The organism is Acrocarpospora pleiomorpha, assembly GCF_009687885.1.
Taxonomy (GTDB): Bacteria; Actinomycetota; Actinomycetes; order Streptosporangiales; family Streptosporangiaceae; genus Acrocarpospora; species Acrocarpospora pleiomorpha.
Genome location: NZ_BLAF01000008.1, coordinates 99488 through 113247 on the forward strand (window position 1 = coordinate 99488; position 13760 = coordinate 113247).

The 13760-nt window shown below is 65.8% G+C and carries 17 protein-coding genes; 8 read left to right on the forward strand and 9 right to left on the reverse strand.

The genetic code is table 11. From position 1 onward, the window contains the following. Positions 1-32: 32 nt before the first annotated feature. Together Aple_RS07645 and Aple_RS07650 are read left to right on the forward strand one after the other, a co-directional pair. On the forward strand, positions 33-728 hold the full coding sequence (locus tag Aple_RS07645; RefSeq protein ID WP_155343781.1) for a TetR/AcrR family transcriptional regulator: 696 nt from the start codon (positions 33-35) through the stop codon (positions 726-728). After that, a complete protein-coding gene (locus tag Aple_RS07650; protein WP_155343782.1) occupies positions 703-1662 on the forward strand; it encodes a glycoside hydrolase family 113 protein in 960 nt (319 codons plus the stop codon). The genes Aple_RS07645 and Aple_RS07650 overlap by 26 nt, the downstream gene beginning before the upstream one ends. On the opposite strand, the gene Aple_RS07655 is transcribed toward Aple_RS07650, so the two are convergent. Then, positions 1636-2397: a class I SAM-dependent methyltransferase gene (locus tag Aple_RS07655; RefSeq protein ID WP_155343783.1), complete on the reverse strand. Its 762-nt coding sequence runs from the start codon at positions 2395-2397 to the stop codon at positions 1636-1638. The genes Aple_RS07650 and Aple_RS07655 overlap by 27 nt on opposite strands. A gap of 71 nt (positions 2398-2468) precedes the next feature. On the opposite strand from Aple_RS07655, the gene Aple_RS07660 reads away from it, so the two are divergent. After that, positions 2469-3245 (forward strand): sulfite exporter TauE/SafE family protein, encoded by a 777-nt coding sequence (locus tag Aple_RS07660; protein WP_246264232.1) that lies wholly within the window; start codon positions 2469-2471, stop codon positions 3243-3245. A gap of 9 nt (positions 3246-3254) precedes the next feature. Here Aple_RS07660 and Aple_RS07665 read toward each other — a convergent pair whose 3' ends face one another. Continuing rightward, positions 3255-4229 (reverse strand): aldo/keto reductase, encoded by a 975-nt coding sequence (locus Aple_RS07665; protein ID WP_155343784.1) that lies wholly within the window; start codon positions 4227-4229, stop codon positions 3255-3257. Between the two features lie 76 nt (positions 4230-4305). Continuing rightward, positions 4306-4692 carry a beta/gamma crystallin-related protein gene (locus Aple_RS07670; protein ID WP_170321332.1) on the reverse strand — a complete coding sequence of 129 codons (387 nt, stop codon included), beginning with the start codon at positions 4690-4692 and terminating at the stop codon, positions 4306-4308. 165 nt (positions 4693-4857) lie between these two features. Between Aple_RS07670 and Aple_RS07675 the strand changes: the two genes are divergently transcribed. From Aple_RS07675 to Aple_RS07690, 4 genes are all read left to right on the forward strand, one after another. Beyond that, a complete protein-coding gene (locus Aple_RS07675; RefSeq protein WP_155343786.1) occupies positions 4858-5163 on the forward strand; it encodes a hypothetical protein in 306 nt (101 codons plus the stop codon). 2 nt (positions 5164-5165) lie between these two features. Then, positions 5166-5660: a PIN domain-containing protein gene (locus Aple_RS07680; RefSeq protein WP_155343787.1), complete on the forward strand. Its 495-nt coding sequence runs from the start codon at positions 5166-5168 to the stop codon at positions 5658-5660. Between the two features lie 62 nt (positions 5661-5722). Beyond that, positions 5723-6082 (forward strand): hypothetical protein, encoded by a 360-nt coding sequence (locus Aple_RS07685; RefSeq protein ID WP_155343788.1) that lies wholly within the window; start codon positions 5723-5725, stop codon positions 6080-6082. A gap of 56 nt (positions 6083-6138) precedes the next feature. Continuing rightward, on the forward strand, positions 6139-6579 hold the full coding sequence (locus Aple_RS07690; protein ID WP_155343789.1) for a contact-dependent growth inhibition system immunity protein: 441 nt from the start codon (positions 6139-6141) through the stop codon (positions 6577-6579). Between the two features lie 51 nt (positions 6580-6630). Here Aple_RS07690 and Aple_RS07695 read toward each other — a convergent pair whose 3' ends face one another. Beyond that, a complete protein-coding gene (locus tag Aple_RS07695) occupies positions 6631-7053 on the reverse strand; it encodes a hypothetical protein (RefSeq protein ID WP_155343790.1) in 423 nt (140 codons plus the stop codon). A gap of 215 nt (positions 7054-7268) precedes the next feature. Here Aple_RS07695 and Aple_RS07700 point away from each other — a divergent pair, with 215 nt between their 5' ends. After that, complete coding sequence (locus tag Aple_RS07700; protein WP_155343791.1) at positions 7269-7934, forward strand: hypothetical protein; 666 nt, start codon at positions 7269-7271, stop codon at positions 7932-7934. 110 nt (positions 7935-8044) lie between these two features. Here Aple_RS07700 and Aple_RS07705 read toward each other — a convergent pair whose 3' ends face one another. From Aple_RS07705 to Aple_RS07725, 5 genes are all read right to left on the reverse strand, one after another. After that, complete coding sequence (locus Aple_RS07705) at positions 8045-8212, reverse strand: hypothetical protein (protein WP_155343792.1); 168 nt, start codon at positions 8210-8212, stop codon at positions 8045-8047. A gap of 57 nt (positions 8213-8269) precedes the next feature. Next, complete coding sequence (locus Aple_RS07710) at positions 8270-10138, reverse strand: ricin-type beta-trefoil lectin domain protein (RefSeq protein ID WP_155343793.1); 1869 nt, start codon at positions 10136-10138, stop codon at positions 8270-8272. 190 nt (positions 10139-10328) lie between these two features. Then, positions 10329-11342 carry a LacI family DNA-binding transcriptional regulator gene (locus Aple_RS07715; RefSeq protein ID WP_155343794.1) on the reverse strand — a complete coding sequence of 338 codons (1014 nt, stop codon included), beginning with the start codon at positions 11340-11342 and terminating at the stop codon, positions 10329-10331. 70 nt (positions 11343-11412) lie between these two features. Further along, a complete protein-coding gene (locus Aple_RS07720; RefSeq protein ID WP_218038173.1) occupies positions 11413-12294 on the reverse strand; it encodes an alpha/beta fold hydrolase in 882 nt (293 codons plus the stop codon). Further along, positions 12284-13216, reverse strand: a complete 933-nt coding sequence (locus Aple_RS07725) for a hypothetical protein (protein ID WP_155343795.1) — start codon at positions 13214-13216, stop codon at positions 12284-12286. The genes Aple_RS07720 and Aple_RS07725 overlap by 11 nt, the downstream gene beginning before the upstream one ends. Between the last annotated feature and the right edge of the window lie 544 nt (positions 13217-13760).

The following is a 13760-nucleotide window of genomic DNA, read 5'->3' on the forward strand; positions in this document are numbered from 1 at the left end:
TTTTGAACTCGGTTTGCTTTTATCCTGCGTGTGTGACCGGGCTGAGGGAACGCAAGAAGGAACAGACCCGTCGGCGGATCGCCGAGGTGGCCATGCGCCTGTTCGCGGAACGCGGCTACGACGCCGTCACGGTCAACGAGATCGCCGCCGCCGCGGAGGTGGCCAAGGTGACCTTGTTCAAGTACTTCCCGACCAAGGAATCACTCGTCCTCGAAGGCGTGGCCGAAGAAGACCTGGCCCGAATCGTCTCCTCCCGCCCACCCGGCCAGTCGCCGCTCACCGCCCTCCGCGCCTATTACCGGGCATCGGCGACCACCACTCCCGACCACCTCACCCGCGTCGGTGATCCCGGCCAGGACGGCTGCCAGGACGAAGCTCTCTCAGAGCGCCATGAGCGGGCCCGGGAGGAGCTCATCATCCGCATGCGAGTGATCTTCGACAACCCCGCCCTCTCCGCCGCCGCGAGCGAACTGCTCTACCGCCAGCGCGAGGACTTGGCCGCCGTCCTCGCCAACGACCACGACGAACTGACGGCAGCCCTCATGGCGGCCCAGATCGCCGCCTCAATCCTGACCATCCAGGAAACGTTCTACCGCCGCCTCCTTGCGGGAGCCTCCCTCGCGGACGCGGGCCGCAAGCTCGGCTCCGACGTCGAACTCGCCTTCGACCTCCTGGAACACGGCTATCGAAAGGATGATCAACATGCGCGCCCGGGGGATCAACTATGACACCGGCTTCCTCCCCGGTGACCAGATCAGCCGCAGACATTTCGACCCGCGATCCGTCCAGCACGACATCGACGTCATCGCCACGGAACTCCACTGCGACGCCATCCGCATCTCCGGCCGGGACCCCGACCGCCTGACCCGCACCGCCGAATTCGCGGCCGCCGCCGGCCTCGAAATCTGGTTCGCGCCCTTCCCGGTGGACCTCCCGCCCGACGCGATGCTGTCCCTGTTCACCGAATGCGCCCAACGCGCCGAATCCATCCGCCGCTCCGGCGCGCGGATCTCCTTCGTCACCGGCTGCGAAATCAGCGCCTTCGGCAGCGGCTTCATCCCCGGCACCACCTACATGGACCGAATGCGAACCATGGCCACCGCCGACATCACGTGGTGGCAGTCCCTCGGCCCTGTCCTGGAAACCCTTAACACTTTCCTGGCCCAGGCCGCCCACACCACCCGATCGCACTTCAACGGCCCGATCACCTACGCCTCGGGCCCCTGGGAATTCATCGACTGGACCCCTTTCGACGTGGTCGGCCTCGACGCCTACCGAGCCGCCTACAACGCCGAGACCTTCCCCTCGGACCTGCGCGCCCAGCACGAACACGGAAAGCCGATAGCCGTCCTCGAATTCGGCACCTGCGCCTACCAGGGAGCCGCCAACCTCGGCGGCATGGCCTGGCAGCCCCCCGCGAACGCCGTCCCCGACGAGTCCGAGCAGGTCGCCTACTACACCGACCTCATGACCATCTTCGAACAAGAATCCATAGACACCGCCCTATGGTTCACCTTCGCCGCCTTCAACCTCCCCAACGAGGCCGACCTGGCCTCCTACGGCGTCGTCAAAATGACCAACGAAACAGAATGGCGCCCCAAGGCCCTGTTCCACGCGATGTCCGCCTACAACAAATCACATGCCGATGATCAGGCGGAGTGAGCCCAGGAACTCGGGCTGGGTGCGTAGGTGGCCGTAGCGGGTGTCCCAGGTGCCGTTGGCGAGGTCGGTGCGTAGGTGTTCGATCGCGCGGGATTCGGCGGTGGCGTCGACGAATCCCCAGGCGGACTGTGATTTGCGGACGGCTGGGTCCAGGAAACGTTCGGGGCGGGCGTAGTAGGCCTCGGTGAAGCCGTCTACGCAGTCGACGGGGATGAGCACTGGTTCGACTCGGGTCGTCGTTCCGATGTGTTGGGCGATCCAGTCGATCTTCGGGTAGCGGGAGCGTTCGGCGGTGATGAGCTCAGGGGCGTACTCGGCGAGCCAGAGCAGGTCGAGGGCGTCGCCGTCGAAGGTGAGCACGACGACCGGGCCGCGGGAGACGCGGCGTAGTTCGCGTAGGCCCTGTTCCGGGTCGGGCCATTGGTGGACGGTGATCGACGCCAGGGCGGCGTCGAATGCGTCGTCGTCGAAGGGCAGGTGTTCGGCGGTGGCGTTCAGGGCGGGGACCCGGTGGGCGGGGCGTTGTCCGCGCATGACGGCGGAAGGTTCGACCGCGACGACATAGCGGTCTTCCGGCTCGTACGACCCGGCGCCCGCTCCTACGTTGATCAAGCTGCGTCCCTCGCCCAGAGCGGCCTGGACCTGGGCCTCGATTCGCGGATCGGTACGGCGCTGGGTGGCGTAGCCGTACCCGTGGGTGTCGTAGTCGAAGTCCCCGGCCTGGGCGGTTGTCATGGGTTCTCCCTGCCTGTTTCGCGTCTGGAGTGAGTAGGGCAAGCTGGGGCGACTCTGTCGGGGGGAATGTGGTGTTGGTCGAGGTTTTGGTGGGGTTCGGGGCTGGGTTGCTGATCGCGATGTTCACGACTCCGGTGGGGGTGTCGGGGGCGGTGTTCCTCCTTCCGGTGCAGCTCAGCGTGCTGGGTGTGCCGAGCCCCGCGATAACGCCGACCAATCTGCTGTTCAACGTCGTGTCAGGGCCTGGAGCGCTCATGCGCTACCGTCGGAACGGCTCGCTGATCAGCCCGCTGACCAGGCAGCTCATCGTCGGCACCCTCCCGGGGGTCGTCATCGGCGCGATCATCCGCGTCTTCGTCGTGCCTGGCCCGCAGGTGTTCCGGATCCTTGTCGCGGCGTTCCTGCTGCCCCTCGGCGTCTGGTTGTGCGTGCGAACTCTGCGCCCGGTACGGCACCGCCTCACGCGGGACGTGCGTACCCGCACGATCAGCCTGCTGGCCCTCGTCGTCGGAGTCGTCGGCGGCGTGTACGGCATCGGCGGCGGCTCGATCCTGGGCCCCATCCTCGTCGGCTGGGGAATGCCGGTCGGATATGTCGCCCCCGCCGCCCTCGCCTCGACCTTCCTGACCTCGATCGTGGGCGCGCTCGCGTACACCGTCCTCGCCCTGACCACGTCCGGCGACATCGCACCCGAATGGCTCCTGGGGCTGTGCTGCGGCTTCGGCGGTCTGATCGGCGGCTACCTGGGCGCTCGGCTTCAACCTCGCCTTCCCGAAACCGGCCTTCGTCTCCTCCTCGGCGCCCTCGCCATGGCAGTCGCCCTCCTCTACGTGATGCAGTCCCTCTGACGCCCTGGATCAGAAGGAGACGGGGCGTGGCTGGTAGGGCTCGGTCAAGGCGGACTGCTCCTCCGGCGAGAGGGTGAGGCCGGCGGCGGCGATCGCGTCGTCCACGTGGCGTTCCTTGGTGGCGCCGATGATCGGCGCGGTCATGCCCGGCTGGTGGAGCAGCCATGCCAGTGCCAATGTCGCCGGGGCGACGCCGCGCTTGGCCGCGAGATCCGCGACGTTGGCGAGGATCGTGGCGTCCGCGGGGCCGCCGTACAGCTGCTGCTGGCGGGCTCCGTCGCCGACCTGCCGGGTCGTGTCCTGTTCTGTCCCGGCTCGGGCGAGGAGTCCCCGCGCCAGGGGGCTCCAGGGGATGAGGCCGACGCCTTGGTCGACGCAGAGGGGGTTCATCTCCCGCTCGTCTTCCCTGTACAGGAGGTTGTAATGGCCTTGCATGCTCACGAACTTGGTCCAGCCGTGCTTGTCGGCCACGTGCTGTGCTTTCCCGAACTGCCACGCCAGCATTGACGAAGCGCCGATATATCGGGCTTTGCCCGCCTTCACGATGTCGTGCAGGGCTTCCATGGTTTCCTCGATGGGGGTTTCGTCGTCCCATCGGTGGATCTGGTAGAGGTCGACGTAGTCCGTACCGAGACGGGCGAGGGACGCGTCGATCGAGGCCATGATGTGCTTTCGCGACAGGCCGCCGTCGTTCGCGGCCTTGCCGACGGGGAAGCGGACCTTGGTCGCCAGGACGTAGTCCTCCCGCCGGGGAAAGATCTTTCGCAGCAGGTTGCCGGTGACGATCTCGCTGGCCCCGGCGCTGTACACGTCGGCGGTGTCGAAGAAGGTCACACCTCCGTCGGCGGCTTTCCGGACGATCGGCTCGGCCTGCTCCTCCGGCAGCACCCACCCGCTCCAACTCTCCGGATCGCCGTAACTCATCATCCCCAGGCAGATCTTGCTGACCTTCAGCCCGGTGTTCCCCAGCCGCACAGAATCCATGCCTCCGACATTAGCCAGCCCGCCAGCCCTGTGACAGCGGGGGTTCCGGCTGGGGGGAAGCCGGAACCTTCGGGGGTTATTCGAACACGGGGTAGCCGACGCAGGACCTGGTGGAGAGGCGCCTGACCGAAGAGATCTTGTCGCCGAAGTTGTAGGTGTGCAGGTTGCGGATGTACTGGCCGGAGCGGATGCAGAAACGATGGTCGCGGTAGCCGCTGTCGACGTACAGGACCCAGGCGTCCTCGGTGTCGTTGAAGGCCGAACTGGCCTCGTCGCCGGCCCCGCCGAGGCTGGAGGTGTTGTCGTAGTAAAGCCAGATCTTTCCGGCCAGGCTTTGATGCTCGCCGAGCCGCAGAGCACCCGCGCTCGCCTGCGCCGGCGCCGCGGTCAGGGCGGCGGCCGACAACACGCTCAGCCCGGCCAGGGCAACACTCATCGCGGCACGCCGCAGGTTCGTAGACATGTTCTTCCTCCGTATGAGATCGCACTGGGCATCGCACCCAGACATCCCTACGGCGTGCCATCGAGTTCCGCGCCCGCTGGAACACCTCGGAACAGGGGAACATCCTGGAACTCAGTGTGGATGCAGTTAGTTGCACTTGAAATGCGGCTGGAGTGTAATGGGAGCATGTCAGCAAAGACCAGGAAGGCCAGAGCACCACGGCACCCCGACAAGCCCCAGGCCCAGACCCTCGGGTTCTCGGTTCAGGAGGAGGACCGGGAAACGCTCGATGAACTGGTCGACTACTTCGGCGGAGGCAACAGGTCGGCGTATCTGCGCGCCACCTACCGGATCATGAAGTCGATCATGCTGGCGGAGCAGTTGCGTGAACTGCAGGCCTACGGTCAGCAGCGGAGCGCGGCCCTCGGGATCGAGGCCGCCGACGTGCCCGATCGAATCAGGGAGTTCCTGAAAGGCAAGGGCGACACCTGATCATGCCGACGCCGGTCGTCTTCGATGTCAACGTCCTCGTCACCGCCGTGGCGAGCGGCAACAGCCCGTTCCGTTCCTGGCCTTCTCCACCGCCGGTCTCGGGCAACGCCTCGGCCGACTGTGTAGGCGTGGCCAACGACGCCGACGAGTTCTCCCTGTGGGTGTCGCCCCACATCATGTGGAACGTGGAACGAGCCCTCTTGGACCTGTTCAAATGGGAGCAACAGCTCGCGGAGTCGTATCTGACGGTATTGGTGGAGATAGTGGCGCGAAGCGGCGGCAGGGTCGTGGAGCCGCCTCGAACCGTTCACGACTGTCCTGTTCACGAGGACAATCTGATCCTGGACCTGGCAGTCGACGTGGGCGCGCTGCTGGTCGTCAGCAACGACACAGACTTGATCTCCATGTCCCCCTGGCGCGGCACACCGATTGTCACGCCCGACATCTTCCGCCAGAAAGTGGACGGCATGCGCCGCCATGCCCGTCATCGGCGCTAGCCCGTTCCTGCCTCGCCTGGGAGATCAGCGGTTGCGCACGACGGTGATCTACGAGGAGGACCATGACGGCGTACAGGCAGTTCATCGTGCCTACGGACATGCAGATCCTGGATGCGCTGGGCGTCGAACCCGAGGTCATTGAGGAAGGGGACACGGTTAGGCTCATCCGTGTCGTAACAGGTGAAGGTGACGAATTCCGGCTTTCTTACGACACGCCTGGCCGGTCCGTCCGATGTCAGTGGTATCGGGGATCCGTGCTCATCCTTGATATCTTCCGAGAAGGTGCGGACCGTCTGCAGGTGTCCTCGCAAAAAGGCGAATCAAATATCGTGATTCACTTCCAAACGGATTCTCTGGCAGGGGGTCTCCATATTCGACTGGCCCCGTCGATAGCAATATCCGACAAGCTGCTATTTCACTGAAGGTCATAGATGATGTGAACGCGGCCGGGCGTCACCGTGAAGATCCTGGAGATCAAGTGAAGCAGATCATCCGTCGATGCTCCGTCTATGCGCATAGAGGAAGGCTGTTTGTCCTTCCTGAGTCGCAGACCAGGGCCGGGTTCTATCTGCAGACGGAGCCGGTGCAGGTGCTCGATGCGACGGCGCCTGACGCCGAGGTCGGGGAAGCCGTGCTCAAGGCGCTGACCGAGTCGAAGGTAAGGCTCCGGACGCCGCGCCGGGATGAATACGAGACTCCGGTCGTGGTGAAGGCGGCCGGACTGCGCTCGTATGCGGCGTTCGAGAAGCAAGCGAAGGCGATTTCCGTCGAGGTCTCGGGCGATGTGGTCACGATCGACCGGTGGGAGCCGGACGGCACGGGTGGGTTCGTGCCCGGTGACAGGCAGAGCCGGATCGAGCTGAGCTCGGTCGATGACGCGGAGCTGGGGATCCAGGTTCTCGCGCTCTTCGCGGATTGATCGATATCGAATGCCACGCAATGGATACCTGCGAATCGCGGGCGAACGGTCTCAGGAATTCTTCCAGAACTGGAATAGGTAGTCCTCCGGGTAGTTCGGGTCGTCGGTGGGGCGGCGGTGGGCCAGGACGTTCCAGACGGTGTCTTCCTCGCCGAGGAGCAGGTAGGCGGTCTGGGTGTTGAGGAAGACGTCGCTGACGCAGATTTCGCCGTATTCCGAGAACAGCTGGGATGATATCGGGTCGTCGCTCCAGTCGTCAGGGTCGACTGGGTCTGGGGGTTCGGACCAGAGTTCGAGTTTGACCGTCGCGTACATGCCGGAGGTGAATCCGAGAATGAGCGCGCAATTGTTCATGGTCTGGAACCAGGCGTCGCCGGTGAATTCGGTGATGTCGAAGTCGGTGCCGACGTCGTGGATGAAGAACTGCCCGTAATCTAATCCGACGCTGTCCTCGCTGCTTTCCTGTAAGGGCATGGGTGGTTCCTTGGGGCGGGCGATGAAGTCTGGGGGCCACGAAACAGGACGTGGGGGACGATCGTGCCGCAAGGCGTGATCGATTGGGTAACTTCGCGCGCCGATGGAACGGGATGGAACGGGATGGAACGCCTTAAGGCAGGGGCGGAGCTGTTTTCATGATGCCTGTCCCATCGTGTTCGTCTTGTCGCGAAGAGTGATCGGGAGTTCTTCTCATGGGGATATGGCACGCGCGAGCGGGCTTGGTGATCGCCGGGGTGGCCGTCGCGGGGGTAGTGCTCAGCGGATGTGGGGCTGCCACGCCTACGTCGAATGGCGGTAGCCCGTCGACCGCGTCCGCGGAGGACCCGGTGGCCAAGAAGACCGAGGAGGCTCCAGAGGCTCCGGCCTTCGCGAGTGACCTGGAGCGCGTGTGCGCGGACGGCCTCGGGTTCTCGGGGCTGCCGGAGTATCGCCGCTCCGACAAGGGCCTTCATCCCGCCGCGCTGATGCGCAAGTCCGACGATTCCTGGACGCAGAACTCGATCTCGCCAGGGGATTACCCCAAGGGCTGGATCCTCGACATCGGCGACGACGTGTCCAAGACCCAGCTGGTCGCCTGCTACGAGCAGACCGGCACCACCCCGGCCGGAAAGGTCTGTGACATGGAGGAGAAGGAGACGAAGAAGGCGTACAAGATGACGATGTACAACACGTCATACCTGGTCCGTGTCGTGGACGCCCGCACCGGCAAGACGATCTCCCAGCACAAGGGCAGGGCCGCTTCCACCACCTGCCCGATAATCACGTTCTTCAGCGAGGGCGACGACAAGTCGAAGTACTACACCGAGGCCTCCCCCAAGGACTACCGCACCTTCCTCAGGCGCTATATCTCCACCTGACCTCAGACCGCGAGTTCGGGAGTGGTCTTGACGCGATGGAAGAGGGCACTGGCCTCGTCACGAAGATCTTGCGCGATCGGCCCGGCCTCGGCCTCATTCCGCTGAAGCGCTTACTCCAGGAGGTCCCGCTCGATCTGGCGTTCCACCGCGGCATCCACATACGCCGCGAAACCTCGCGCGCCGACCCGCTCCCGGATCGCTTGGATGGTGCCCGCACGCAGGGACACGGTCACCCTTTCCGCTGGACCGTGACCTGGTGGGAATCGTTGCTCATCCATACCCATGAGTATGCAATGGGTGCAGGTCCCCCCCGAGGGACCTGCAGCCGGTTTGGGTTAGGAGAGGTTCCATTTCTGGTTGGCGGCGCCGGTGCAGGTCCAGATTTGGAGGCGGGTGGCGTCGGTGCTGGTGTTGCCGGTGACGTCTAGGCACTTGTTGGCGGCGGGGTTCACCAGGTCGCGGGCGGTCGTGTAGGTCCACTGCTGGTTGGGGGCGCCGGTGCAGGACCAGAGTTGGGCCTGGGTGCCGTTGGCGGTGCCGTGGGAGACCAGGTCGAGGCACTTGCCGAGGGCGCGGAGGGTGCCGTCTCCTGGGCGGGTCCACTGCTGGGCGGCGGTGCCGTTGCAGGTGTAGAGCTGGACCGGGGCGCCGTCGGCGCTGCTGGCGCCCGCGACGTCGATGCATTTGCCGGCCAGGCCGGTGATGGGGGTGCCTCCGCCTCCGCCGGTGCCGGACCAGGTGAAGGTCGCGGTCGTACGGGCGGGCATCGTGTAGACGAAGGACTGGTTGCCCCAGTTCACCCGTACGGACTGGGAAGATGTGCCGCCGTTGTGGGCGATCAGGGCCTTGGAGCCGTCCGGGTTGCGCCAGGCGACGTTCTGGATGGTTCCGTTGGCGGTGGAGTCGATGCGGAAGGCGCCGGGCTTGACGAACTTGGAGAGGTGGCCGGTGGTGTAGTACTCGATCGTGTAGTCGATCTGGCCTGCCCGGGAGCCGCCCTCCTGCACGGTGATCAGGCCGGTGCAGACGTCGCAGCCGCCGTTGTGCGGGCCCTGGAACTGGTTGAGCGCGAGGCTCCACTTGACCAGGCTGCCGCTCCAGTTGCGGGCGTAGGTGACGATGTCCGTCAGGTCCTCGTTGTGCTGATTGCCGATCCAGTTGCCGCCGGAGTGCTCGGTGCTGAACTGTTTCACGGCGGGGAACTGGTTGTGGACCTGGGTGCCGACGGCGGGGTCGCCGAAATAGCCGTGCCAGGCGATGCCGCCGAAGAGCGGGTCGTTGCGTACGGCGGCGTCGTTGAGGACGCCCGCGCCCATGCTGGCGTAGTCGCCGTAGTTCCAGTCGTGGATGAGCACTTTGGTGGTGATGCCGGCCGCCCGGAACGCCGGGTAGACATGGTTCTTGGTGAACTCGGCCAGGCCGGAGGAGTTCCAGCTCATGCCGGGATAGTTCATCGCGGTGGGGTTACCCGCCTGGCAGCAGTTCGGTTCGTTCTGTACGGAGATGTAGTTCACCGGGACACCGGCGGCCTGGTAGCTCTGGATGTATTTGACCAGGTACTGGGCGTACATCGGGTAATACTCGGAGCGAAGCCAGCCCATCTGGTCCATCCGGCCGTTGTCCTTCATCCAGCCGGGCGCGCTCCACGGCACGCCCTTCACCCGCAGGGCCGGGTTGAGGGATTTCGCCTGGGCGGTCAGCAGCCGGACGTTGGTGTCGTACCCGTTGGCGCCGAAGTCGTTCAGATTGCAGCAGGTGTCGTCCAGGGAAATGTTGCCCGGCCGCGACAGGTCGGAGGCGCCGATCGGGTTGCGGACGAAGGAGAGCCCGATGCCGTCGGTGGGCGAGAAGAGCCTGCGCATCGCGTCGTCACGGGTGGCGGCGCTCACGGGGCCGCCGCGCAGCAGGTAGGCGGTGGTGTCGGTGATCGATGCCCCGGCGCCCTCGAACTGCTGGTAGGTGGTGCCCTCGTTGACGGTGATCGTGTGGTTGGCGCTGCCGCCCGCGGGGCCGAACGTGATGGGGGACTGCTGCTGCAGGCCGCGGGTGACGTTGCGGCCGCCGGAGTCGGAGGTGGTGGTGAGCCAGACGCTGACCTGTTCGTTGGCGGCGTACGCGGGCGAGGCGATCACGGGCCCGGCGACCCAGACGGCGGAGGCGAGGGCCACGCCGAGGGTGACGGCCCTGCGAGACGGACGGAACACGAAGGATTCCTTTCGCGAGCGACAGGCTCCGACGGGCCGGGAACCGTCGGCGTAACAAATGAAACAAGGCTTGAAACATGTCTTGTTGGAGAAGGACAACACGTGGGGAACTTGGTGTCAAGGCCCGTATATGTCGCATTCAGGGCCCGAAAAGAGGCCACCATCGGCCTGTGAAACAAAATGAAACAAGCTAGGCGGGAGGGCCGGTCGAGCCTCGGATGATGAGCTCGGTGCCCAGCGAGACGTGCAGGGCTTCCAGGATGTGACGGTCCAGCAGGCGCATCAGGAGCGTGACCGCCATGCGGCCCATTTCCTGCAATGGCTGACGCACGGTGGTGAGCATCGGCCGGGTGGCGCGGCTCACGTCGATGTCGTCGAACCCGGCCACGGACAGGTCGCGGGGGATGCTGAGGCCGCGTTCCGCCGCGGCCAGGAGAGCGCCGACGGATAGCTTGTCGTTGAAGCCGACCAGCGCGGTCGGGCGTTCGGGGAGGTCGAGGAGCTCGCAGGCGGCGCGGTAGCCGTTCTCGGTGTTCGGCTCGACGACCGTCCGCAGCAACTGGGCGGTGGGTAGCACGCCCGCGTCGGCGAGGGAGGCCGTATAACCAGCGAGCCGGGCGTCGCTGGCCAGCCAGTCCTCCGGGCCGCCGATGATGCCGACCCGGCGATGGCCGAGTTCCACCAGGTGGGACATGAGCTTGCGGGCCCCCGCGAAATGCGCGGCGGAGACGGCCACGATGTCCTTCGGCGGGGGCGTACGCGGATCGATCACCACGAACGGGAACTGGCGGTCGCGGAGCCTGACGAGCTCTTCCGCGGGTTCCGGCGGCAGGATGAGGATCGCTCCCGCGATGTCGGGCCGGTCGCCGAGGGTCGGCAGCACGGCGGTGCGCTGGGCGGCCTCACCCGCGCCGAGGATCAGCTGGCGCCCGTGCAGCTCCACGGTCTCGGCCACCGAGGAGACGATCAGCCCGAAATAGTCGGTCAGCAGGTAGGGGCAGCGGACGTAGATCCCGCCCGGGACCGCGCCACGCCGCCGCGGCGCCTGGTCGCCGAGCCGGTCCACCGCGCGGAGCACGAGTTCCCGGGTGTGCGCGGCGACATTCGCCTGGCCGTTGAGCACCCGCGAAACGGTCGCGATCGACAGGCCTGTCTCGGCCGCGACATCCCGGACCGTCGCCCGATTTCCCGCCGATCTGGCCACCGCCACAGCATATTGACTTCCGGTGCCTGGAGACGAGGGTGATGCCCTGGCCTCCCGGAGGGGACGCGGGTCACCGGCGGCGGGTCAGGAAATCGCCGACCGCGGTACGGAACTCGGCGGGTTTCTCCACCCAGGGCAGGTGGCCCGCGTTTTCCAGCACGACCCGGGAAACACGCGGCAGCGCGTCCGCCAGCGAATTCACCGACCAGCGGGGGCGGATGTCCTTTTCGCCGTCCACGATCAGCGTGGGCACCTCGCAGGCCCGGCAGCGGTCGTGGAGTTCCGCGGTTCCCCAGGTGAGCTTGTCTTCGGCGTTGATGGCGGCGTTGCAGTCGAAATTAACGCCGAACCAGGGACTGGCCATGCCCTCGGCATGCTCCAACCCATTGTCGGCGAAATCCGCCGACCATTGGAGCACACAAAATTCCCGCTCCTCGGCCTCCGAACGCGCCCGGCCCTTCAATTCCGCCCACCGGGCCAGCCGCCCGCCCATACGCTCCTGGAAATTCCTTTGGTACGGCTCCCGCCACGTGGCCCCCGGATCGATTCCCGTACCGGCGATGTAGATCAACCCGCTGACCTGCCCGGGATTATCGAGCGCATAACGCAAAGCCAACTGGGCTCCCCAGGAATGCCCGGCCAGCACCATCCGCTCCAACCCGAAATATCGCCGTACGGCCTCCAGATCCGCGAGCGCACGACTCCACGTGTACGGCCCCCGCCGATCCGATCGCCCACATCCCCGCTGGTCCCACCGATGGACCGTAGCCACATTTTTCAGCAGATCGGCCATGTCGCCGAACATGTCCCACAATCCCGGGCCGCCGTGACAGAGCACCACAGGAACCCCCTGGCCGACCCGCGTCGCCCACAAGCGCACGCCGTCGTCCGTCTCCACGGTCTCCGCCGTCTCCACGGTCTCCGCCGTTTCCACCGGAAATTCAGAGGCCAAGATAATCCTCGATCAGATATTGGCATCTATGCCATTTGTAGGTGATCGTCCCCACCTCCCGCCAGCGCCGGTTGAGCAGCAGTAGCCGCAGGATCGGATACGGAAATATCACCCCTTCCTGGGCTGTCAGCTCCCGCCATTCGGTCCGTGTCGGCAGATAGACCCGAGCCCGCGCCATCCGCCCCAACTCAGGCCCCAGCTCCGCGATCTCCGCGTTCAGATCGGCGTGGATCGACTTGATCTCCGGCATGAGCGGCCGTAACCCCGAGAAATAGAAAGCCGCCACGGCCCCAATCATCTGCGGAACCGACAGATCCCGATCATCAAAATCAGCGGCCTCCTCAATCAGCACAACCAACCGATTGAAGCACCCGTTTATCCGGATAAATCGGGCGAGCTGTGGGTCGTCGTTGTCGTCTGGGTCATCATCCAGGGCGGGCAACGTCGCCCGATGCCCGAGCGTCAGCAGTTCCCGATCACCCCGCCCATCCGACCGCGCCGCCAGCACCAGCACCCCGACCACCAGCACCACCGTAACCACCGTCACCGCGATGATCAGCCACACCACGATCGTGGCGATCGCCCCCGCCACCGCGGTCAGCGCCGAGGCATAGCTGACCGCCGTCCAGTACACGGCCGCCACCGCCGCGCAGAACATCACCGCCTTGACCAGCCGCCACCCCGACTGCGTCCCGACAAAGGCGAGCACCACGGCCAGCACCAACGCCACCAGCGGATCCCGCAGCCACCCCGCCACCCCATCCGCGTCCAGCCCATCGACGAGCCCAGACCCCGGCGTCTCCCCAGCGGGCAGATTCACCGCCACGACCACCAGCACCCCGGCCGCCGCCCCAAACAGGAGCACTTTCAGCACCCGAGACGACACGAGCGCCGACAACACGATCAAAACGATCGCGGTCACCGCTCCAGGCACCGGCTGGGCCACCCAGGCGACCACAACGCCCCCAGATATTAATCAGGTCCCATAGACAGCCGCATAGCCACCGACCAGGCGATTAACCGCCACAGCCGTCCAGATCACGGCTTTCTAATCAATAAGAACGCCCCAAAGAAAAGCGTCCGAAGGCCCCCGATCCCTCGCGCCTCAATTCTTGGCAAGCCACGCCCAGCAGGCAACCCGTTAACAACAATCGGTCATCCCGGCGGCGGATCAGGCAGAGCGCGGGCGGCGTGCGCGGGGCGGTCGGCGATTGGCCGGTCGTTTCCGGCGGTGGAGCAGGCGGGCCGTGGGCGGCGGGCGCGGGGTGGTCAGTGATTGGCCGGTTATTTCCGGCGGTGGAGCAGGCGGAACGCTGGCGGCGTGCGCGGGGTGGTCAGTGATTGATTCGGTGGCGGAGCAGGCGGAACGTGAGCGGTGTGCGCAGGGCGGTCAGTGATTGGCCGATCGTTTTCGGCGGCGGAGCCTGGCGGAACGCCAGCAGCGCGAACAGGCGGCCAGCGATTGA

What these genes read in the sequence shown, in the direction of transcription:
- Aple_RS07670 (WP_170321332.1), bottom strand. Translation starts at nt 4,692, where the DNA reads ATGTCTACGAACCTGCGGCGTGCCGCGATGAGTGTTGCCCTGGCCGGG.
- Aple_RS07705 (WP_155343792.1), bottom strand. Translation starts at nt 8,212, where the DNA reads ATGGATGAGCAACGATTCCCACCAGGTCACGGTCCAGCGGAAAGGGTG.
- Aple_RS07655 (WP_155343783.1), bottom strand. Translation starts at nt 2,397, where the DNA reads ATGACAACCGCCCAGGCCGGGGACTTCGACTACGACACCCACGGGTAC.
- Aple_RS07675 (WP_155343786.1), top strand. Translation starts at nt 4,858, where the DNA reads ATGTCAGCAAAGACCAGGAAGGCCAGAGCACCACGGCACCCCGACAAG.
- Aple_RS07680 (WP_155343787.1), top strand. Translation starts at nt 5,166, where the DNA reads ATGCCGACGCCGGTCGTCTTCGATGTCAACGTCCTCGTCACCGCCGTG.
- Aple_RS07695 (WP_155343790.1), bottom strand. Translation starts at nt 7,053, where the DNA reads ATGCCCTTACAGGAAAGCAGCGAGGACAGCGTCGGATTAGATTACGGG.
- Aple_RS07665 (WP_155343784.1), bottom strand. Translation starts at nt 4,229, where the DNA reads ATGGATTCTGTGCGGCTGGGGAACACCGGGCTGAAGGTCAGCAAGATC.
- Aple_RS07700 (WP_155343791.1), top strand. Translation starts at nt 7,269, where the DNA reads ATGGGGATATGGCACGCGCGAGCGGGCTTGGTGATCGCCGGGGTGGCC.
- Aple_RS07650 (WP_155343782.1), top strand. Translation starts at nt 703, where the DNA reads ATGCGCGCCCGGGGGATCAACTATGACACCGGCTTCCTCCCCGGTGAC.
- Aple_RS07685 (WP_155343788.1), top strand. Translation starts at nt 5,723, where the DNA reads ATGACGGCGTACAGGCAGTTCATCGTGCCTACGGACATGCAGATCCTG.